We start from the raw sequence: 21,046 nt of genomic DNA, 5'->3' as shown, positions 1-21,046 counted from the left end.
AAGGCGCCAATTGGCGCCTTTATTATTTTGTGTTGTTAGCAGTTAGTGACTCTGATTGCTAAAGCAGTTTGCTTTTATGATATTGGTGATTATTTGTTGCGATGGTTTTATTTTTTCCAACGCTAAAAACTCATCAGGCTGATGCGCTTGGTTAATTGAGCCTGGGCCCATTACGATTGTTTCACAACCGAGTTGCTGGATAAACGGCGCTTCAGTGCAATAATTTACCGCGACAGCTTTTTGCCCCGCTATTTTTTCAGCCATTTTCACTAAAGCACTGTCGGTGTTACCACTAAATGCCGGGATTGGTTCATGTAAATCAATAACACTCACCGCATTTGGATATTGCTGATTTATCTCTTTTGTTGCATCAAGCACTAATGCTTGTAGTTCTTGTACACTTAAACCTGGTAATGGGCGCATATCTATATGCATTTCACAGCAACCACAAATTCTATTCGCATTATCGCCACCATGAATATTGCCTAAGTTTAATGTTGGATAAGGAATCTCAAAGTGATTTATTGAATACTTATGCTTTAATTGCTCTTTTAAGATCATCAATTTTGTAATCACTTTATGCATTACTTCAATGGCGTTAAGGCCACGTTCGGGATCTGAGCTATGCCCAGAGCGACCAACGACTCTTATTGCTGTACTCATATGGCCCTTGTGCATAAATACTGGCGTCATATCAGTAGGTTCGCCAATTATACAGCGTGCAGGTTTTAAATTAGGGTGCTTACATATTTGTTGTGCACCTGCCATAGTTGTTTCTTCATCGGCAGTGGCGAGTATTAAAATAGGTTGAGTTTGCTGCTTTTCATCAAGTTCACTAATCGCTTGTAATACAAAAGCAAAAAATCCTTTCATATCAATGCTTCCCAGCCCATACAATTTATTGTCTAGTTCGGTAAGTTTAAACGGATTGTGGTTCCAGCGGCTGTCATCAAAAGGCACTGTATCAGTGTGGCCCGCAAGCATTAACCCGCCATCGCCTTTTCCACGTTTTGCTAATAAATTAAAGCGGCCCTTACCTCCTTCTAATTCAATAATTTCACACGTAAAACCGAGTGTTTCGCACCACCTCGCAAGGAGTTCAATTACGTTTTTATTGCTCATACACAAGCTGTCTTCAATTGCACTAATAGAAGGGGCTGCAATCAATTGTTGATACATAGAAATAAACGAAGGCAAAGGCATAAAAAAATCCAAAATTATTATTCAATTTAATTGCATAACAATATAAAAGTATTTATGATGAATATCAATTCACTTTTTAAGCATAAATATATTAAAGTAAAGCTATGAAAATAATGCGACGATAATCTACAAATTCATTAAATTAAGTCTTAATTTAGCGTCTTAGCTAGTTTAAGCGAACAACATATATATTTAGCAGTAAATTTTAAAATAACGAGTAATCAATGAATGTAGTTATTATTGGCGCAAGCGGTTATAGCGGCGCAGAGTTAGCAAGCTTAGTTGCTAATCATCCAAACCTTACCTTAACAGGCTGTTATGTATCTGAGGGTAGCTTAGATAAAAATAAATTACTAAGTGATTTATACCCAGAGCACCTTGGCTTACTAGATTGTCCTTTACTTCCTCTTAGTGCATCAGCTTTTGATGACATTCAAAGTGATGCTGACTATGTGTGTTTATGTACCGATCACAAAGTAAGTGTTGATTTAGCGCCTCAATTTTTAGCTATGGGTAAAAAAGTATTTGATTTATCTGGTGGCTATCGCCTAGCAAGTAATGATGATTACGTTACTTATTATGGTTTTGAGCATCAACACCCAGAGCTTTTAAATGAAGCGGCTTACGGTTTAGCAGAGTGGAACCATGATGCTATCGCTAACGCAAAGCTAATTGCTGTTGCAGGCTGTTACCCAACAGCGGCGCTCAATGCACTTAAACCGCTTAAACAAGCAGGCTTATTGAGCAGCGAAAGTATTATTATTAATGCCGTTTCGGGCGTTACAGGTGCCGGGCGTAAAGCGAGTGTAGGAACACATTTTTGTGAGGTATCGCTTGCACCTTATGGTTTGTTTAACCATCGCCACGGTCCTGAAATTGAACAACACCTTGGCCACAAAGTATTATTTACACCGCATCTAGGTAGCTTTGCGCGCGGTATTTTAGAAACTATTTATGTACAACTTAAGCCAGGCGTTACCAAGGAAAGCGTTGCATCTGCTTATCAAGTGCTTGCTAACGAACCATTAATTCGTTTGTTAGGCGATAAAATACCTTCAATCAAAGGTGTTGCTAAGCAACCATTTGTTGATATTGGCTGGCAGCAACAAGGCACGCAGTTAATTGTAATGTCTGCCATTGATAACTTATTAAAAGGCGCTGCTGGACAAGCTTTGCAGTGTATCAATATTTCTATGAATTTAGATCACACTACGGGCTTAAAAGGAGCGTTTTAAATGAGTAAAAAAACGTGGGTTATTAAACTCGGTGGTGCAGTACTTAATACAGAAAATGCAGCAAAAGCGTTATTTGACGTGCTAAGCGAGCAAAAAGATGATGAGTTTGTCATTGTTCATGGCGGTGGTTCTTTAGTAGATACATGGCTAAAGCAAGCGGGTTTTGCTAGTGCTAAACACCAAGGTTTACGTATTAGTCCAGCAGAGCAAATGCCTTATATAGTGGGTGCGCTTGCAGGCTGCGCTAATAAACAATTAATGACTCAAGCTATAAGCGCAGGGCATAAGCCTGTCGGCTTAAGCCTTTTTGAGGCGGGTGTGACTGCAACTCAAAAATTAAAAGCGCTTTGCTTAGTAGGTAAATGCACAAGTAACGACGATTCTATCATCAATGATTTACTTAGAATTTCTCGTTTACCTATTGTTAGCTCTATCGGCTTTGATGAACAAGGCTTGTGGTACAACGTAAATGCAGATGAAGCTGCAGCGGCTATTGCCAGTAATTTAAATGCAGAACTAATTTTTATGACGGATGTAGAAGCGGTACTTGACGCAAATAAACAACCGTTACATCAACTTGACACAAAACACATTGATACTTTAATTACAGATGGAGTAATTGTGGGCGGGATGGAGGTCAAAGTTAAGACCAGCCTTCACGCTGCCCAACATTTACGACGCGGTGTGTATATTTCCAGCTGGCAAAAGCCAGAAAATTTAACTGCTCTGCTGCAAGGTGAGCATGTCGGAACAAAGATTACACCATAGGTTTATTATGTTTGAGAATTTTTTAACGGGTTTAGAATTAGACCAAGAAGGCGCACTTAATTTATTAAAGTTAGCGCAAGATATAAAAGCAAAGCCAGAAAAATACAGCCAAGTATTATCGGGTAAATCAATCGTAACATTGTTTGAAAAACAAAGTTTACGTACACGTTTATCGTTTGATATAGGTATTAATCGCCTTGGTGGTCATGCTGTTTATTTAGATCAGCAAAATGGCGCTATGGGTGCACGTGAATCAATTAAAGATTTTGCACTTAATATTTCTACTTGGGCCGACGGTATTGTGGCGCGTGTAAATCAGCACAGCACATTAACCACGTTAGGCGAATATTCATCGGTACCTGTGGTAAATAGCTTGTGTGACTTGTACCACCCTTGCCAAGCACTTGCTGATTTTTTAACACTTCAAGAAGTACATGGCGATGTAAGTGAGCTTAAAGTAGCTTACTTAGGTGAGGGCAATAACGTGACTCATTCATTGATGTTACTTGCGGCAACGTTAGGTACTGACTTTGTTGCTGTAACACCAAAAGGGTGTTCGCCAGATTCACAAATACTTAAAAAAGCAGAGCAAATTGCAGCAATGAATGGCGCATCAGTCATGGTGAGCGATAGAGTTGAAGCTGCGGTTGGTGCAAACGTTGTATATGCAGATACATGGGTATCAATGGGTGATACAACGCCGCTTGAGCAAGTAAAAGAAAAATACATGCCTTATCAATTAAACCAGGCATTGCTAGATCAAACAGGTGCGACTACGGTATTACATTGCCAACCGGCACACCGTGAATTTGAAATTACCTCTGAGGTAATGGATGGTCCAGCATCAAAAATCATTCAACAAGCAGAGAATCGCATGCATGCGCAAAATGCTCTGCTAGTTACATTACTAAATCCAAATTTTGTTAAGGAACACCTATGAGTTCAATTAAAAAAGTCGTTTTAGCCTATTCTGGTGGTCTTGATACGTCGGCTATTGTGCCATGGTTAAAAGAAAACTACGGCTGTGAAGTAATCGCGTTTGTTGCCGATGTAGGTCAAGGCGCTGAAGAACTTGAAGGCGTAGAAGCTAAAGCAATTGCCTCTGGTGCATCTGAATGTTACGTAGTTGACTTAAAAGATGAAATGGTAAGTGATTACATTTACCCAACGCTTAAAACGGGCTCAATTTACGAAGGTACTTATTTATTAGGTACTTCTATGGCGCGCCCAATTATTGCTAAAGCACAAGTTGAAATTGCACGTAAAGTAGGTGCTGATGCACTTTCTCATGGTTGTACTGGTAAAGGTAATGACCAAGTTCGTTTTGAATCATGTTTTGCAGCACTAGCCCCTGATTTAAAAGTAATTGCGCCATGGCGTGAGTGGGACTTATCGAGCCGTGAATCATTACTTGATTACTTAGCAGAGCGTGACATTCCGTGTTCAGCATCTGCTACAAAAATTTATAGCCGTGATGCTAACGCATGGCATATTTCGCACGAAGGTGGTGAGCTTGAAGACCCATGGTGTCAACCAACTGAACAAGTATGGACTTGGACTAACTCTCCAGAGCAAGCACCAGATAAATCAGAACTAGTAACATTAAAAGTTGTTGAAGGCGAAGTGGTTGCTGTAAATGGCGTAGAGCTTAAACCTTACGATTGTTTAGTCAAATTAAACGATATTGCATCGCCTCATGGTGTTGGACGTGTTGATATTGTAGAAAATCGTTTAGTTGGCATGAAGTCACGCGGTTGTTATGAAACGCCAGGCGGCACAGTCATTATGGCTGCGCTTCAAGCCATTGACGAGCTAGTGCTTGATAAAGCAAGCCGTAAGTGGAAAGAAGTACTCGGTGGCGAGTTCTCGCATTTAGTATACGACGGCCGTTGGTTTACGCCTCTTAAAGATTCTATTTTAGCCGGTGCTGAAGCACTTTCTAAAGTGGCAACAGGTGAAGTGGTACTTAAGCTATACAAAGGCCAAGTAACTGCAGTTCAAAAGCAGTCACCAAATAGCTTATACAGCGAAGCATTTGCTACATTTGGCGAAGATGATGTGTACGACCAATCACACGCTGAAGGCTTTATTCGTTTATTCTCGCTTTCAAGCAGAATTTCAGCACTCGCTAAAAAGTAATTTATTACGCCCCTTATAAAAGGGGCACTACAGGGTTTGGAGAGATTTCATGGCATTATGGGGCGGACGTTTTTCTACGGGTCCAGATGAGGCGTTTAAGCAATTTAACGACTCTCTTCCCTTTGACTACCAGTTAGCAGAGCAAGATATTATTGGCTCTGTGGCATGGGCTGGTGCACTTGAACAGGTAAGTGTACTTTCAAGTGACGAGCACACAAGATTAGTGGCTGCATTAAATGAGCTGCTTGAAGAAGTTAAAGCAGATCCACAAGCGGTAGCTACTTCAGGTGCAGAGGATATTCATTCACATGTTGAAGCAGCTCTAATTGAAAAAGTAGGTGATTTAGCTAAAAAATTACATACAGGCCGAAGCCGTAATGACCAAGTTGCCACCGACTTTAGATTATGGTGCCGTGATACGGCTGACCATTTACTAGATGCTATTGCACAGCTTAAAGGTGAGTTTGTAGCGCTTGCAGAGCGAGAGCTTGGCACAATATTACCAGGTTACACGCACTTACAGCGCGCACAACCAGTATTGTTTAGCCACTGGTGTATGGCGTATGTAGAGATGCTAGAGCGTGATGAAAGCCGCCTGCAAGATGCTAAAGCGCGCATGAATTTTTGCCCATTAGGCAGTGGTGCATTAGCAGGTACTGCTTATCCGATTGATCGCCAAGCATTAGCGCATGGGCTAGGTTTTACAGCGGCTACAAAAAACAGCCTTGATGGTGTATCTGATCGTGATTTTGTTTTAGATCTTTTAAGTTGTGCGTCTATTTCGATGATTCACTTATCTCGTATGTCAGAGGATCTGATTTTTTATAATTCGGGTGAAGCCGGATTTATAGAGCTTGCTGATAACGTAACATCAGGCTCATCGCTCATGCCTCAGAAAAAAAATCCTGATGCACTCGAGCTTATTCGCGGTAAAACCGGACGTGTGTTTGGTGCATTTAGCGCTATGATGATGACGTTAAAAGCGCTGCCACTTGCATACAATAAAGATATGCAAGAAGACAAAGAAGGCCTGTTCGACGCTATGCCAACATGGCTTGCATGTATTCATATGGCGCAAGCATGTATTAAAGGCGTTAAAGTAAACGGCGATAAGACACTTGCTGCAGCAAAAGGAGGGCATGCAAATGCCACCGAACTTGCTGATTACTTAGTTGCTAAAGGTGTGCCATTTAGAGAAGGGCATCACATTGTAGGTGTACTTGTACAGCTTGCGATTAGCGAAGGTAAAACGCTTGAAGAGCTATCGCTTGAGCAGTACAAATCAGTAAACACTGTATTTGAAGACGATGTTTACCCAGTACTTGAAATTGATGCATGTATAAAAGCACGTAAAGCCCTTGGTGGGACGTCTATTGAACAAGTAACGAATGCTGTTAAAGAAGCCAAAAAAAAACAGCAAATAACGGTACGTGATGCAAATTTAGATGATGTAGAAGCAATTGCCACGCTTATACAGCATTGGGCAACGGTAGGTGAAAATCTGCCTCGTGCAAAAAGTGATATGGTGCACTCTATTAACGAGTTTGCAGTAACAGAAATAAATGGAAAAGTGTCGGGCTGTGCGTCGTTATACATTTACGATACCGGCCTTGCTGAAATACGCTCATTGGGTATAGACCCAAAAAGTAAAGTGTCGGGGCAGGGTAGACAGCTTGTAGATCATCTACTTACTAAAGCCAAAAAATTGGCACTTAACCGAGTTATTGTATTAACACGCGTACCAGATTTTTTTGAACAACAACGTTTTACTTTTTGTAGCAAAGACTCTTTGCCTGAAAAAGTAATGAAAGATTGTGAACTTTGTCTTCGTAAAGAAAATTGTGACGAAGTAGCAATGGAATATATTTTGAAGCTAAGTACACGTGCGGAGATCCCGTGTAAATACGTAGCTTAAACTCCCTGGATACAAAAAACGTACGGTTATCCCTGTGCGTTTTTTTATGTTTGTAGTAAACTGGTCGGAGGTGTTTGGTTTGATTATATAAGTATGTTTTGAGTGAGTTTTAAGGTGTCAAAAAAAGTTGGCACATTGGTTGCTTTGTATAAGGTAGATAGCAAAATAGCTATCACTACTTTAAACAGGTGATGCATTTATCTACATAATAATGTGGTTAAAAGTTGCACCAGATATAATTAAAACTTTTACAAGGATCAATCACATGCAAGTTTCAGCTAATAGCCAAGTACAAATGCAAGCATACAATAAAACACAACAATTAAAGCCTGCAATGGAACAAACTGCTAGCCCTAAAACCCTGCAATCTGATACAGTAAGCATCTCTCAAGAAGGTATGGCTGCTGCGAGTGTTAACTCTGTTGAACGTGGCCTTGCTATTCTTTCTGGTGGTACAGGCACTCGTCCTAAGTAGTAATAAGGTATTGAATGTTTTTAACTGAGTTTTTTGGTCTTTTCTCATTATCAGCTTTTGTTATGTGGGCTTTTTTAATGGCCTTCTTTTTCAATGTTTTTGTATATAGCTTAGACGTTAAAAGAAAGACTACCTTATTACTCAGTTCATTAATCATGATGATATCTTATACAGCCACAGATTACTTCTATACGTGGCTTTCATACTATAACACCACATATTTGGACTGGGCTATTCATGATTTAATTACTATTATTGTACTCATCTTTAGCTTTAAATTATTGAAAAAAACAACTACATCCTTCTTATATTTGATCGTTGGTTTATCAATAAATATGCTATTAGTACTGTTAATGTATTTAGATGTATATGTGTATAAAAATAATGAACCATGGTTTTTCTGGGAAATATATGTAGGTTTCGTTGCTTTTAATGACTTAGCAATGGTTGTAGCATTAATTGTAGATAGAGACTTTTTAGGGCTACACAGGATAAAAAGAAAATTAATTCGATTGTTTAAATCGAGAAAAATAAAAATAACGACCTAGTTTAAATGTACGTTACTGAAGCCCTGATGGATTATGTAGAAGCTTTCTCTCAATGGGGCTTTTTAATGGCCTTCTTATACTGTTTAGCTTCCAGTATAAATAAAGAAAATAAATCCTCGGTTTATTTATCTGCGCTTATGCTCTGCTCATATATTTCCAGTGGTTACATAAACTTATTAGAAAGTTTATATTTAAACTGGGCGCTCTACGATTTTATTACAATTTTAGCTTTGTTAATTTTAGAGTACTTTAAAGTACTTCACCGCTCTATAGCTTTTCACTTCATCATCTTTGCGTTAATAATAAATGCTGTGCTCACCTTAATATTGCATTACGATCTATACGTTTTATATAACTATGAGCCTTGGTGGTATTGGAGTGTTTATTCTATTGGCGTTAATATTTTCGATGTTTTAATGTTTCTTTCACTAGTATTCAATAAAAATACCATTTTTAAAAGAGGGGTTACATTGAACTTTAAAAAGTTGAAAAATATTGAATGAGCTTTTAATTAGCCCAACAGTTTCTCTGTACATAGGTGCATTTGTACAATGGGGATTTCTTATGGCTTTTTTGTACTCCCTTGCTCATTCGATTAATAAGCCTAATAAAGAAAGAGTGTATTTGTCTTTGGTTATGAGTGTTTCATATTCGTTTAGTATATTTACAAATATGGATACGGTAACTTATCTAGATTTTTTGTTTTCCGATATTTTAACTCTCCTAGTTATCATTTCCCTTAGGCGGCTCTGGCATGATGGTATTACCTATCTATATATTATTACTGGTTTAGCTATAAACTCAACCCTGCATTTTCTCATGCATTACGACATCTATATATCAAATAATACAAGCTACTGGTGGCTTTGGAATGCTTACGCGATAGGGGTCAACGCTGCTGATTTTATAATGGTAGCTATATTTTTTATAAACAAAGATTTTTTATACTTGATGAAATTTAGAAATGGTTTGATTACGAGTTTGAAGAGGGCATGATGGCTGACATATTGTGGGATCTGGTAGCGATTAGAGATTATGTAGGTATTTTTATTACATGGTTCTTTGTAATTGCATTTCTTTATAATTTGTCAGCAAGCATAAACAGTCCCTATAAAAATACAATGTACCTTTCTGGTATTATGATGATTTCGTACACCTTAAGTACACTGTTCGATATGGTTATAGTGTCTCACTTAAACTATTTTTACTTCGATATTGTAACTCTAATTATTATTTTTACGTTTAGGTACTACAGCCAAAGCCCAATTCCTAACGCATTTTATTATCTTGTGTTTGGTCTGAGTATTAATGCATCTTTATTTTTAGCTATGCATTACGATATAGAGATTTTAGGTACTCTATATTATTGGTGGTTTTGGAACGTTTATGTATTTGGTATGTACTTTACAGATTTGATAATGCCATTAGCGCTTATCTTTAACAAAGATTTCTTAGGTCTAGTTAAGCTTACTAAATTTTTAACTGAAAAATTTAAAAGGTCACGCAATGCATGATTTTTTACGGCAGCTGGCTAGTTTATACGACTATATAACTATTTTTACTACATGGTCTTTTGTACTCGCTTTTTTATATAATTTGTCTGCAAGCATTAACAAGTCTGACAAAAGCTGCACACAACTTGCATTCATTATGATGGTATCTTACACCTCAAGTATTTTTATGGATCCCTTGAGCAACACACCCCATTTGACCCTTTTTATATTTGATATCGTAACTATGTTTTTTCTGATTATATGGCGGATATACTTTAGTAAAAACCTCCCCGTAGCCTTTTATTATCTTTTAGTTGGACTTAGCTTTAACGCATTTGTTTTTTTTGGAATGCACTACGACAGTATTGTTTTAGGAAATTTGGATTACTGGTGGTTTTGGGCCTTATATGTAATAGGGCAAATAATTTCTGATTTAACGATGCTTTTAGTTCTCCTAATTAATAAAGACTTTTTAGGTTTGGTTGCATTAAAACGGTATTTACTTAATCGTATAAAAAACACTCATCAAAAGGTTGAATAAAATGGAGGAGCTATTTTGGCAATTAAATTCAGTTAACGAATATTTTGGAATATTTATTACATGGCTTTTTGTTTTTTCTTTTTTATTCACTCTATCAGCGGCTATTAATAAGCAAGATAAAAGCCGAGTTCACCTTTGCTTTATTATGATGGCTTCGTATACATTTAGTTTGTTTATGGACATAACTACTGCGGCTCCGCATTTAAAGTTGTTTATATTTGATGTACTAACAATTGCCGTTATTTTTATGTGGCGTATTTTTTTAGGACGTAAAATACCGTACGGATTTTATTATCTTATTGTAGGGCTTGCTATCAATGCCTCACTGTTTATGGGGATGTATATTGATAATACTCTTTATGGCAATTGGGATTTTTGGTGGTTGTGGATGCTGTATGGTTTTCTTATGCCTATTATTGATATCACTATGGCGCTAATACTAATTATCAATAAAGATTTGCTAAAACTTGTTTGGTTAATTAAAAAATTAAAATCATCTATACAAAAGCCGAATTAGCGCATACAAGTTATGCGCTAATTCGGGAAGTGTTATTGGGCACCACAGCCCAATTTAGTTTTTAGCGCTTTAACAATTACAGGGTCTACAAACTCGCTTACATCACCATTGTGGCGAGCTACTTCTTTAACGAGTGTTGATGAAATAAATGAATTTCGCTCTGAGGGTGTTAAAAATACACTTTCTAAGTCGGGGTTCAGGCGGCGGTTCATGTTAGCTAATTGAAATTCATAGTCAAAATCAGATACAGCTCTAATACCGCGAATAAGCACATTAGCATTGTGATCGCGCGCAAGGTCAGCCAATAAACCAGAAAAACCAATCACCTTAACATTATCTATGTGGCTTAAAATAGAGTTTGCAAGCTCAACACGTTCTTCAAGGTTAAAGCAGGGTTTTTTACTTGGGTTATTAGCAACCGCAACTAATACAGTATCAAACATTTTAGCTGCACGTTGAATAAGGTCTGTGTGCCCATTAGTTAGTGGATCAAAGGTGCCAGGGTAAATTGCAATAACTTTCATAATGTTCACTATTTATTATTTTAGCGCTAGTTTAACAGTGTTTATGCCACAAAGCAGCCTAGCTAAAAAAGCATATAAACACTTACTTTCTTTAAACAGGTCAGTCCATGGTCGGAGTGTTTTAATGATTCATATTTGTTTATACTGTTTACCTCTTTTGAGTGTAATGTAGCCTATAGATAATTTGAGTATTAGCATATGAATACCAAGGATAAAATAATACACACCAGTATTTTGTTGTTTAACGAAAATGGTGAGCGTGCAATAACGACAAATCATATTGCATCAAACTTAGGGATGAGCCCGGGTAATCTTTATTATCATTTTAAAAATAAAGAAGACATTATCCGTCATATTTTTGCGCTGTATCGCGATCATTTAAACACTCACTTTAAACCTATTAATAAAGATGATGATGCATTTAATCATTTAACGGCTTACCTAGATTCGTTATTTGAGCTGATGTGGCGCTATCATTTTTTTTACGACAATCTCGGGGATATTCTCTCTAGAGATGCTGATTTAAAACAAGCTTATATTGATTTTCAGTTGGAGTTGTTAGAGCAAGTTCGTAAAATAATTATTGGCTTACGCGATAGTGAAATGATTGCTATTGATGAGCAAGATGTCATTGATTTAGCACATACACTAAAGTTAACGGTTAGTTTTTGGACGCCTTATATTAAAGCCCGTAGGCCAAGTGGTACGCTTGCTGAGCAAGATATATATCATGGCATTTTAAAAGTACTTACATTATTTAGAGCGTACAGTACCGATAAAAGCATTGATAAAATGAACCTGCTACGTGAAAAATATACTGAATTAGCGCAACAAGCCTTAGGGCCTGTTGACCTTTCAGGATTAAAATTTGTTCAATCTAGGGGCGATTAAATCGCGACGCGAGGTTTGTAACCTAGTGGGCTAAGTAAAAACCGAGCAACAAAGAGTTAATCGCCCCTAGGCTGAACCCTTTGGGCAGCGCTTGTTTGGCATTTATGCTACGTTATCGCCTATTTATGGGGAATAACCACACTACATAGGCTCTGCCTTGCCTAAATACCAAACACACTGCTGTAAATTTAACCTCGAAAGATAAACAGGCCCTAGCTGTAGTTTAATCGATAGTAATAGGCTGTTTCCTAGGCGCTGAATTTTTTGCTATAATCCCGCGCCAAATGCCTGGGAGCGCGAATTCCCGCAGTCTAAGAGTGAACTATGCTTAAATTTATCGTCAAACTACATCCTGAAATAGCCATTAAAAGCCGTTCAGTCCGTAAACGCTTTACTAAAGTGTTAGAAAATAACATTAAAATTGTATTGCGCCGTGTTGACGAAAAAGTACAAGTAAGAAATAACTGGGATAACATTTCAGTTGTTACAAAACTTGAAGACGCGCAAGTTCGCCTTGATTTTATCGATAGCCTTAAACGCATCCCTGGCATTGTTCAATTTATTGAAGTAACCGAAACACAATTCGAAACTCTTGATGATATTTATCAAAAAACCATCGCTTTAGTTGGTCATACTATTGTAGGTAAAACCTTTTGTGTTCGTGCTAAGCGCATAGGGCAACACGATTTTACCTCAACTGATTTAGAGCGTTATGTTGGTGGTGGATTAAATCAGCATATTGAAGGCGCAAGCGTAAAGCTTAGCCGCCCAGAAGTAACAATACGCTTAGAAGTAAAAGACGATAAAGCTTACATTGTTTCTCATACACATTTTGGTATGGCTGGTTTTCCTCTGCCAACTCAAGAAGATGTGCTTTCGCTTATGTCGGGTGGCTTTGACTCTGGTGTAGCAAGTTACCAAATGATTCGTAAAGGCGCACGCACACACTTTTTATTCTTTAATCTAGGTGGCGCAGCGCACGAAATTGGCGTTAAGCAAGCAAGCTACTACTTATGGAAAAAATACAGCTCTACACATAAAGTTAAATTTGTAACGGTTGATTTTGAACCTGTTGTTGCTGAAATTTTAGAAAACGTTGAAAACAGCCAAATGGGTGTTGTACTTAAACGTATGATGATGCGCGCGGGTAGTGTAGTTGCGCAAAAGTTAAACATTCAGGCACTTGTCACTGGTGAAAGTATTGGCCAAGTATCTAGTCAAACATTAGCGAATTTAAGCGTGATTGACCGTGTTACTGAAACGCTTATTTTACGCCCGCTTATTCAACACGATAAGCAAGAAATTATTAATATTGCTCGCCAAATTGGTACGGCTGAAATGGCAGAAACAATGCCTGAATACTGTGGTGTTATTTCTAAAAAGCCAACGGTTAAAGCCAAAATAGACGTTATTCTTGGTGAAGAAGAAAAGTTCGACTTTGATGTACTTGATACCGTTGTAAACAACGCACGCATAATGGATGTGCGTGATATTGACGTTGAAGCCAAACAAGAACTTAAAGAAGCTGAATCGGTTGCTGATTTGCCTGTAGGCTCTGTGGTAGTTGATATTCGCTCACCAGAGGAAGAAGAAGCTGCACCGCTAGAAATCGACGGTGTTGAAGTGGTTCATTTACCGTTCTTCCGTCTGGCGACTAAGTTTGGTGATTTACCAAAAGACACCGACTACTATTTATATTGTGATAGAGGCGTAATGAGCCAACTACAGGCACTTATGCTGCACGAACAAGGCTTTGAAACTGTAAAAGTTTACCGCCCATAAGGTTTTTAGTCTTAAAGTTAAGAATTAATATAAGCGTGGTTTATACCACGCTTTTTTTTGCCTGAATTTTGACAAACAACTCATCGTTGTAAGGTGTAGGCATACCGTGAAGTTTGCCTTGTTGGCTAATATAGCCACATATAGCTGATATTTCAGTTTCTCTGCAATGCGCTACGTCTTGCTGCATTGAAGAGTAATTGTCAGACGTTAATTCCATTATTTTATAAGCGGTATTAAGTGCTTTAATCAATGGGATATTAAGCCCTTGTATGTTTGCTATATTGCATGCTTCAGTGAGTGCATTAAAAATTATAGCGTTGTACTTAGGTGCGCGTAACTCACCATTTTTTACATTACTTAAAGCGCTTAATGGGTTAATGGCAATATTTACGAGTAGTTTTTCAAAACGAAGCTGCTGAATGTTATTAGTAAACTTGAGGCTGGGTATTACTTTAAAAATATCAGCTATTGGCGCGCTATTTTGAAAAGCTAATTCATTACAAGCACCAATAACACTTTGTCCCTCACCAGTGTGCTGCACAATGTATTGGTTTGATTTAAAGCCCGCTATGCTTGTCGTTAAAAAGTAGAGTGCTTGGTGAGTGCTTAGCTGGCTATTTACCTCATCAACATTACCCATTCCGTTATGCGAAAGTACAACAGAGCAATGATTTGGTAAAAACGGCTTTATTTGCGTAAATGCATCAAGTACTTGAAAGGCTTTAACGGTAAATAAAACAACATCAAATTCAGCCGCTTTATTTAGCTGATTTAATGAAATAAATTGTGCGTCAATTTTTTTAGATGCACCCTTTCCTCGACTATAAAAGCGGGTATTTGTTGGGCTTTTGCGAGTTAAAACACTGACATTATGCGACGCACTTAGAAAATGACTAAGTAACAAGCCAATAGCACCATCGCCGACAATTAAAATATTAGCCATATGGGTTCTTTTTTCGAGGTGTAAAAATTACTCTAAGTAAAAAGTAGCTTGCGGCACCTGCAAAATCAGCAAAAAAATCACCGAGTGATGCTTGCCTATATGGAAGTGCGTCTTGCATTATTTCTATAGAGGCGCCATAACCTGCCAATAAAAGTATTTGCGCATATAAAGGAAGCTTAAACGCTTTATCCATTATTATGGCTAGTATAAAAAAAATCCCAAAATGGGCCACTTTATCAACATGAGGAAATAAATTTACAACGCCACCTTTTATTTCTTTGGCAAATAAAAAGGTAAAAGCTACTATGCTGATTAAAAAAATTGCTTGATAAACACGCCTTGTCACGACAAATCCTAAAATCGCTTAAAAAAGAGGCGCAAGTATATCAAACTAATTTAATATCGCACCTGAACAAGATGCAGAAAAATGTAAAGATTTATAATTTTAGCGTTATAATTACCACATAAAATTAAGATTAAATAGTTAGGAGCAAACCAATGCCTTCATTTGATATTGTATCTGAAGTAGAAATGAACGAAGCTAAAAACGCAGTTGATAATGCAAATCGTGAGCTAGAGACTCGCTTTGACTTTAGAGGCGTTGATGCATCTATTGAGCTAAATGACAAAACAATTAAGCTTAAAGCTGAAGCAGACTCTCAGGTTATGCAATTATTTGATATTTTAGCTAACAAAATATCTAAGCGTGGTATGGATGTATCAAGCTTAGAGCTTCAAGATATTACCCGTGCAGGTAAAAATGTATTTCGTAACGTTGGCTTAAAGCAAGGTATCGAAAAGGACATGGCTAAAAAAGTAGTTAAAGCCATTAAAGACTCTAAAGTTAAAGTTCAAGCTGCTATCCAAGGCGAAGAAGTACGTGTAACGGGTAAAAAACGTGACGATCTTCAAGAGGCTATGCAAGTAGTGCGCAGTGCTGAGCTAGGTCAGCCTTTTCAGTTTAAAAATTTCCGCGATTAATTAATAAATAGTTTTAAATTAAGCATGCTTTAATCTGTTTATACTTACAGACAGATTGAAGCTACTTACTCTTTTTAAATATCTCACTATTATCCCTCTTTATTGCCTAGATACTCCCGTATGTATTAATCTCCTTTTTGATATTTAAGCTATTATATTTAATCACATGCAATTAAGTACTTCACACTAGAAGGTATTAAAATGAAACGTCATCAATTATTTTTGTTATTTGTTTTGCTTACATTTACCAAACCAAGCTTATCAAAAACAGTTGATATTGATGTACTGGTTGAAGATGGCTACTTTCCCATTATTATTAATGCGCAAAAAAAACAGGGTTTTGCTCCTGAGTTTATTAAGATTTTAAACGGCGCACAGCAGGAGTTTAACTTCGTACTTGAGTCTCTACCTGTAAAAAGGCTTGCTTTGTCAGTTGAAAAAAATAATTTTGATGTTTTATTTTTAATGGCACTGCAATGGATCCCACAATCAGCGCAAGAGAATATTAAAAAAACCGAATTTTATACCATTACCAAAAATGAGCTTTATACGCTTAAAGAAAATACAAATGAGCAAGCTTACTTTGACGACATTACGTCATTAACAAAGGTTGGGGTACTGGGGTACTCGTATCAATTTGCTGGATTTAATACAGATGCCGAATTTTTAAGTGAGGAACATCAAGTAAGTTTAACCATTGATGAATTCAATGTGGTTAAAATGCTGCTATTAAAGCGCGCGGAAGTAGGCGTTTTAAATAATATTGCTTATCAATATTTTAAAAATCAAAATACTTTTAATATGGATTTACTCTATAAAAGTAACGTACCAGATGCCGTTTATAAAACGCACTTTTTAGTTAACTCTAAATCAAATAAGATCACTAATAATAAAATGGATGAAATACTAAGCTTACCTACTGCACAAATACAACTTCAGAAGCTACTTGATAAATATGGCGTTTCTTCAAACTATACTAGCCCTTAACTGCATTTTAAAGGTTTTTAGCTGTATAGACGTCCATTGACATTTGTAAACAAAATACTCACAATAGCGACATATTTTCAAGGTGCTTGCTAGCCACTTCATGTAATGATTTTTTTAGCAGGATAATCGGGAAGTTGGTGCGTTTTCATGATGACTACAAGCCCAACACTGCCCCCGCAACGGTAAAGTATTGCATATTTTGATGTGCTTACTGAGTCCGGAGACCGGCCTTGATGCAATCTTACTTACTTAAATCTTTGCGGTGGGCAAAGGTAGGGGACATCATGTTAAACAAAACAACTTTAGGCGTTGCTATTTCTGCTGCGCTTTCATTTTCTGTGTCTGGCGCAGAGCAATCAATTGAAAAAATAACCGTTACAGCTAATAAATTTGAGCAATCAATCAATGACGTTTTAGCAAGTGTAAATGTTATTGAGCGTGCAGAAATAGAAGCAAGCAACGTACGCGATTTACCAACCTTATTAAGCACGCGAGTTGGTTTTCAGGTTAATCCAAACGGTGGTTTTGGCCAAAATACAGGTGTGTCACTTCGTGGTACTGGCTCTGGCGATACGCTAATTTTGATTGACGGTGTACGTACAGGCTCAGCAACACTTGGTCAAAAAGCATTAAATAATGTCCCTTTAAATAGTATTGAACGCATAGAAATTATTAAAGGCTCTCGCGCGGCTGTTTATGGCTCTGATGCACTCGCTGGTGTTATTAATATTATTACGCGTGAGTCAGATAACTTATCCCTAAGCGCTACATTTGGTTCTGACTCTTATCAAAATTATCAAGTGGCAGGCTCTGTAAAATCAGATGATATAACAACAGCATTTAATGCAGGCTTTGAAAAAACAGATAACTTTGATGCACTGCAAGGCGTAGCACCAGATGAAGATGGCTATGAAAATAAAAACCTTGGTTTTAAAATAAACTACACCGATGCACATTACGGCGACTTTAAGTTTTTAGGCCAATACAGTGAAGGCTATGCAGATTACGACAGTCGCTTTAGTCCAGCCACAAGTACTATAGAAACAGGTGATTTTAAAAACTATCAGCTTTCTGCAGGTTGGAGTAAAAACTACACTAACCAATCGCACAGTATTGATATTGCTATTTCAACAGATGATTCTCACGATACCTCAGCATTTGGTGTAAATGATTTTATAACTAAACGTGTGCAATTTGATTATAACGGTCAATATATACTATCTGAAGAGCTTAATATTAGCGGTGGTGTTAACTGGTACAACGATGATGTATCGCACAGTTCAACGCAGTATGATATGCAAGAGCGTGATGTATTAGCTGTATTTGTTGGGGCTTATTACAATGCTGAAAAAGTGTTAGCTAATTTAACAATTCGCCAAGACGATGATGAACAGTTTGGTGATGAAACAACATATACAGCCGCTGCGGGTTATCATTTATCTGAAGACGCCACGTTCCGCATAAGCCAAAGCACTGGCTTTAAAGCACCTACATTTAACGATTTATACTTTCCGGCTTTTCCTGGTTTTCCACCTTCATCTAATCCTGATTTAGAGCCTGAGAAATCATTAAATCAAGAGATTGGGTTAAATGTAGATTTTGATATAGCAAGTATTGACGTTGCTATTTTTAGAAATGATATTGAAGATAAGATATCTTTAGATTCTAACTTTTTTCCTATCAACTTGAATGAAGCACGCTACGAAGGGGTTGAATTTAGCTTATCTCAGCAGTTTTTTGGTTTTGATAGCAACCTTAACTTTGCTTATTTAAGTGCAGAAGACGAAGAAACGGGCGCAGAGTTGCGCAATGTTGCTAAACGTACTTTTAACTGGGAAGTTGCAAAACAGTTTGGTGCTTTTGATGCAAGCTTAGACATGCAATATCGTAGTGACCGACAAGGTGCTGTGACTCGCTTAGGCTCTTATACACTTTGGAACTTAGCAGGTAATTATCAAGTAAATGAACATATTGAAGTTTCGCTTCGTGTAGAAAACTTATTTGATAAAGAGTATAACGCTGTTGATTCAAACGCTGATTTTACAACGGGTCAAGTGTATTACTATAACACGCCAGAGCGTCGCTTTTTTGCAGGCGCAAGCTACCAGTTTTAACGGTATTTATTAATATTAGAAAGCCCGACTTATGTCGGGCTTTTTAATGTGTAGCTAAGTTTAACTAATCAATTTAACTGCTCAAATTAGCTAGTCAACTAAGAATTCTTTAAACACAGTTTCAAACTTATGTAATTTAGGTGCTATTAAAATACTACAGTAACCCTGCTGTGGGTTTTCGTTATAGTAATCTTGATGATAATGCTCTGCTGGATAATACGTAGTGGCAGGGCTGACTTCTGTTACAATGGGCTCACTCACATGGCTTTGCAGTTGAGCTATCATTTCATTGGTTTGCTTTAGTTGGGCTTCATCGTGATAGTAAACAACGCTTCTATATTGTGTGCCTATATCGTTACCTTGACGATTCAATTGTGTTGCATCATGCAAAGTGAAAAACATTGCTAGCAGTGTTTCAAAGCTAACTACAGTGGTGTCAAATTCAACTTTAACAACCTCAGCGTGCCCGGTTGTGCCAGAGCATACAGAATTATAGGTTGGGGTGTCGGTTTCGCCACCGGTATAGCCAGAACTCACATCTAATACGCCATTTACACGTCTAAATGCTGCATCTATACACCAAAAACAGCCGCCACCAAATGTTGCTACTTGCGTTGTTGAGCTCATAAGTATTCCTAAAATGTATATGGAGTTTAAAGGCGAGCATAAATTGTATGCGCCGCAACAACAAGGTTACGGCGCAATAAAGAGATTAGATCTCTTCGAAAGGCTTTTCAGCAGCTTGTTTATTCAGCTTTTGTTGTAAAAACTCAGGTGACTGTGTATTTTTCGATAGAGCATAATACGCAGCAGGTACAACAAAAAGAGTCAGCAGGGTAGATACAATAACCCCTGTAAACACAACTACACCAATTACCATACGGCTTTCAGCGCCGGGGCCTGAAGCAAAAACCAAGGGAACAGAGCTCATAACGGTTGTAAGTGAGGTCATTATTATTGGGCGAAGGCGCTGGGTAGCCGCTTGTAGGATTGCTTCACTAAATTCAACGCCTTTATCGCGTAATTGGTTAGTAAATTCTACAATCAAAATACCATTTTTAGCACTTAAGCCTATGAGCATGACAATACCTATTTGGCTGTAAATATTTAAGGTAAGCCCTGTAGCCCAAAGCCCAAACATAGCGCCCATTAAACCAAGCGGTACGGTAAGCATAATGACAAATGGGTGCATAAAGCTTTCAAACTGCGCAGCAAGTACTAAAAAGGTAACGGTGAGTGCAAGTATAAATACGTAGGTCATCGCTGATGCGCCTTCGTAATAAAGCTGCGACTCACCTTTGTAATCTACTGCGCCATCTATATCGTTTTCTTGCGCGGCTACTTCGTTTAAAAAGTTAAGCGCTTGCTCAAGGGTATAACCGTCGGCTAAGTTGGCGCTTAATGTAATTGCGCGCATACGGTTGTAGCGGTTTAAGCGCGAGGCTGTTGCTTCTTCTTTTAAGCTGATAAGGCTATCAAGTGGAACTAGTTCACCGCTTCGTGATTTAAGGTATATATTTGAAATATCAGTAGGATTGGTAAAATCTTCTTTTGTCCCTTTTAAAATCACATCGTATTCTTCACCGCGGTCAATAAAGGTCGTAACACGGCGCTGGCCAAGCATTGTTTCTAGTGTACGGCCTACATCAGATACCGAAACGCCTAAATCGGCAGCTTTGTTTTTATCTATGCTAACTAAAAACTGTGGGAAGGTTTCTTTGTAATCATGATCGATTCTTACTAAACCAGGGTTTTGCTCAGCACGCTTTATTATACGGTCACGCCAATCGGCCAGTTGAGCGTAATCATTACCTTGCAGTACAAACTCAATTGGGCGAGATGAGCCACCACCACCAATACCACGGCGCATAATGGCAAATGCACGAACATCGGTAACTTCTTGCATTTTACCGCTTATTTCGTCCATTACTTCCCAGGTTGAGCGTTTGCGTTTATCCCAATCGGCCATACCCACAATCGCAACACCGCC

General features: G+C 37.9%; 22 protein-coding genes and 1 riboswitch. Of the genes, 16 read left to right on the top strand and 6 right to left on the bottom strand.

Translation table 11 applies throughout. From position 1 onward, the window contains the following. Positions 1 to 42: 42 nt before the first annotated feature. The gene (gene argE, locus L659_RS0106855; protein WP_024590037.1) at positions 43 to 1,203 is read right to left on the bottom strand and encodes an acetylornithine deacetylase; all 1,161 of its coding nucleotides are present in this window, start codon (positions 1,201 to 1,203) and stop codon (positions 43 to 45) included. Between the two features lie 224 nt (positions 1,204 to 1,427). On the opposite strand from argE, the gene argC reads away from it, so the two are divergent. The 11 genes from argC to L659_RS0106795 all read left to right on the top strand — a co-directional run bounded on the left by argC (position 1,428) and on the right by L659_RS0106795 (position 10,834). Further along, entirely contained in the window at positions 1,428 to 2,438 is a 1,011-nt protein-coding gene (gene argC / locus L659_RS0106850; RefSeq protein ID WP_024590036.1) for an N-acetyl-gamma-glutamyl-phosphate reductase, read from the top strand. Beyond that, positions 2,439 to 3,206: an acetylglutamate kinase gene (argB, locus tag L659_RS0106845; RefSeq protein WP_024590035.1), complete on the top strand. Its 768-nt coding sequence runs from the start codon at positions 2,439 to 2,441 to the stop codon at positions 3,204 to 3,206. 7 nt (positions 3,207 to 3,213) lie between these two features. Next, positions 3,214 to 4,146 (top strand): ornithine carbamoyltransferase, encoded by a 933-nt coding sequence (locus tag L659_RS0106840; protein ID WP_024590034.1) that lies wholly within the window; start codon positions 3,214 to 3,216, stop codon positions 4,144 to 4,146. Beyond that, on the top strand, positions 4,143 to 5,345 hold the full coding sequence (locus tag L659_RS0106835; protein WP_007581653.1) for an argininosuccinate synthase: 1,203 nt from the start codon (positions 4,143 to 4,145) through the stop codon (positions 5,343 to 5,345). The genes L659_RS0106840 and L659_RS0106835 overlap by 4 nt, the downstream gene beginning before the upstream one ends. A 49-nt stretch (positions 5,346 to 5,394) precedes the next feature. After that, positions 5,395 to 7,260 (top strand): argininosuccinate lyase, encoded by a 1,866-nt coding sequence (argH, locus tag L659_RS0106830; RefSeq protein WP_007581654.1) that lies wholly within the window; start codon positions 5,395 to 5,397, stop codon positions 7,258 to 7,260. Positions 7,261 to 7,525: 265 nt separating this feature from the next. Further along, on the top strand, positions 7,526 to 7,735 hold the full coding sequence (locus L659_RS0106825; protein WP_024590033.1) for a hypothetical protein: 210 nt from the start codon (positions 7,526 to 7,528) through the stop codon (positions 7,733 to 7,735). Between the two features lie 14 nt (positions 7,736 to 7,749). Next, positions 7,750 to 8,283 (top strand): hypothetical protein, encoded by a 534-nt coding sequence (locus L659_RS0106820; RefSeq protein ID WP_024590032.1) that lies wholly within the window; start codon positions 7,750 to 7,752, stop codon positions 8,281 to 8,283. 5 nt (positions 8,284 to 8,288) lie between these two features. After that, a complete protein-coding gene (locus tag L659_RS0106815; RefSeq protein WP_024590031.1) occupies positions 8,289 to 8,786 on the top strand; it encodes a hypothetical protein in 498 nt (165 codons plus the stop codon). A 489-nt stretch (positions 8,787 to 9,275) separates the two neighbouring features. After that, positions 9,276 to 9,797: a hypothetical protein gene (locus L659_RS0106805; protein ID WP_331270993.1), complete on the top strand. Its 522-nt coding sequence runs from the start codon at positions 9,276 to 9,278 to the stop codon at positions 9,795 to 9,797. Next, complete coding sequence (locus tag L659_RS0106800) at positions 9,790 to 10,317, top strand: hypothetical protein (protein WP_024590028.1); 528 nt, start codon at positions 9,790 to 9,792, stop codon at positions 10,315 to 10,317. The genes L659_RS0106805 and L659_RS0106800 overlap by 8 nt, the downstream gene beginning before the upstream one ends. Position 10,318: 1 nt before the next feature. Continuing rightward, positions 10,319 to 10,834: a hypothetical protein gene (locus L659_RS0106795; protein ID WP_024590027.1), complete on the top strand. Its 516-nt coding sequence runs from the start codon at positions 10,319 to 10,321 to the stop codon at positions 10,832 to 10,834. A gap of 32 nt (positions 10,835 to 10,866) precedes the next feature. On the opposite strand, the gene coaD is transcribed toward L659_RS0106795, so the two are convergent. Further along, on the bottom strand, positions 10,867 to 11,358 hold the full coding sequence (gene coaD, locus L659_RS0106790; RefSeq protein ID WP_024590026.1) for a pantetheine-phosphate adenylyltransferase: 492 nt from the start codon (positions 11,356 to 11,358) through the stop codon (positions 10,867 to 10,869). Between the two features lie 198 nt (positions 11,359 to 11,556). On the opposite strand from coaD, the gene L659_RS0106785 reads away from it, so the two are divergent. Both L659_RS0106785 and thiI read left to right on the top strand, forming a co-directional pair. Beyond that, positions 11,557 to 12,249, top strand: coding sequence for a TetR/AcrR family transcriptional regulator (locus tag L659_RS0106785; protein WP_024590025.1), 693 nt, complete (start codon positions 11,557 to 11,559; stop codon positions 12,247 to 12,249). A 324-nt stretch (positions 12,250 to 12,573) separates the two neighbouring features. Next, the gene (gene thiI, locus L659_RS0106780; protein WP_024590024.1) at positions 12,574 to 14,031 is read left to right on the top strand and encodes a tRNA uracil 4-sulfurtransferase ThiI; all 1,458 of its coding nucleotides are present in this window, start codon (positions 12,574 to 12,576) and stop codon (positions 14,029 to 14,031) included. Positions 14,032 to 14,071: 40 nt separating this feature from the next. Here the strand turns inward: thiI and L659_RS0106775 are convergent, their stop codons facing one another. Then, positions 14,072 to 14,974 (bottom strand): ketopantoate reductase family protein, encoded by a 903-nt coding sequence (locus L659_RS0106775; RefSeq protein WP_024590023.1) that lies wholly within the window; start codon positions 14,972 to 14,974, stop codon positions 14,072 to 14,074. Beyond that, the gene (locus L659_RS0106770; RefSeq protein WP_007581666.1) at positions 14,967 to 15,320 is read right to left on the bottom strand and encodes a VanZ family protein; all 354 of its coding nucleotides are present in this window, start codon (positions 15,318 to 15,320) and stop codon (positions 14,967 to 14,969) included. The genes L659_RS0106775 and L659_RS0106770 overlap by 8 nt, the downstream gene beginning before the upstream one ends. Before the next feature lie 152 nt (positions 15,321 to 15,472). Between L659_RS0106770 and L659_RS0106765 the strand changes: the two genes are divergently transcribed. From L659_RS0106765 to L659_RS0106755, 3 genes are all read left to right on the top strand, one after another. Then, the gene (locus L659_RS0106765; RefSeq protein WP_007377833.1) at positions 15,473 to 15,955 is read left to right on the top strand and encodes a YajQ family cyclic di-GMP-binding protein; all 483 of its coding nucleotides are present in this window, start codon (positions 15,473 to 15,475) and stop codon (positions 15,953 to 15,955) included. 201 nt (positions 15,956 to 16,156) lie between these two features. Beyond that, positions 16,157 to 16,942, top strand: a complete 786-nt coding sequence (locus L659_RS0106760; protein WP_024590022.1) for a hypothetical protein — start codon at positions 16,157 to 16,159, stop codon at positions 16,940 to 16,942. 63 nt (positions 16,943 to 17,005) lie between these two features. Then, a riboswitch (cobalamin riboswitch) is annotated at positions 17,006 to 17,189 on the top strand. A 37-nt stretch (positions 17,190 to 17,226) separates the two neighbouring features. Beyond that, positions 17,227 to 19,056, top strand: coding sequence for a TonB-dependent receptor domain-containing protein (locus tag L659_RS0106755; protein ID WP_024590021.1), 1,830 nt, complete (start codon positions 17,227 to 17,229; stop codon positions 19,054 to 19,056). 90 nt (positions 19,057 to 19,146) lie between these two features. Here the strand turns inward: L659_RS0106755 and msrA are convergent, their stop codons facing one another. Together msrA and L659_RS0106745 are read right to left on the bottom strand one after the other, a co-directional pair. Then, the gene (msrA, locus tag L659_RS0106750; protein ID WP_024590020.1) at positions 19,147 to 19,683 is read right to left on the bottom strand and encodes a peptide-methionine (S)-S-oxide reductase MsrA; all 537 of its coding nucleotides are present in this window, start codon (positions 19,681 to 19,683) and stop codon (positions 19,147 to 19,149) included. An 85-nt stretch (positions 19,684 to 19,768) separates the two neighbouring features. Then, positions 19,769 to 21,046, bottom strand: a 1,278-nt coding sequence (locus L659_RS0106745; RefSeq protein ID WP_024590019.1) for an efflux RND transporter permease subunit, incomplete at its 5' end; no start/stop codon positions are given.

It is taken from the genome of Pseudoalteromonas sp. S8-8 (assembly GCF_000497875.1).
Lineage (GTDB): Bacteria > Pseudomonadota > Gammaproteobacteria > Enterobacterales > Alteromonadaceae > Pseudoalteromonas > Pseudoalteromonas arctica.
This window is presented reverse-complemented; position numbering and strand designations above follow the sequence as displayed.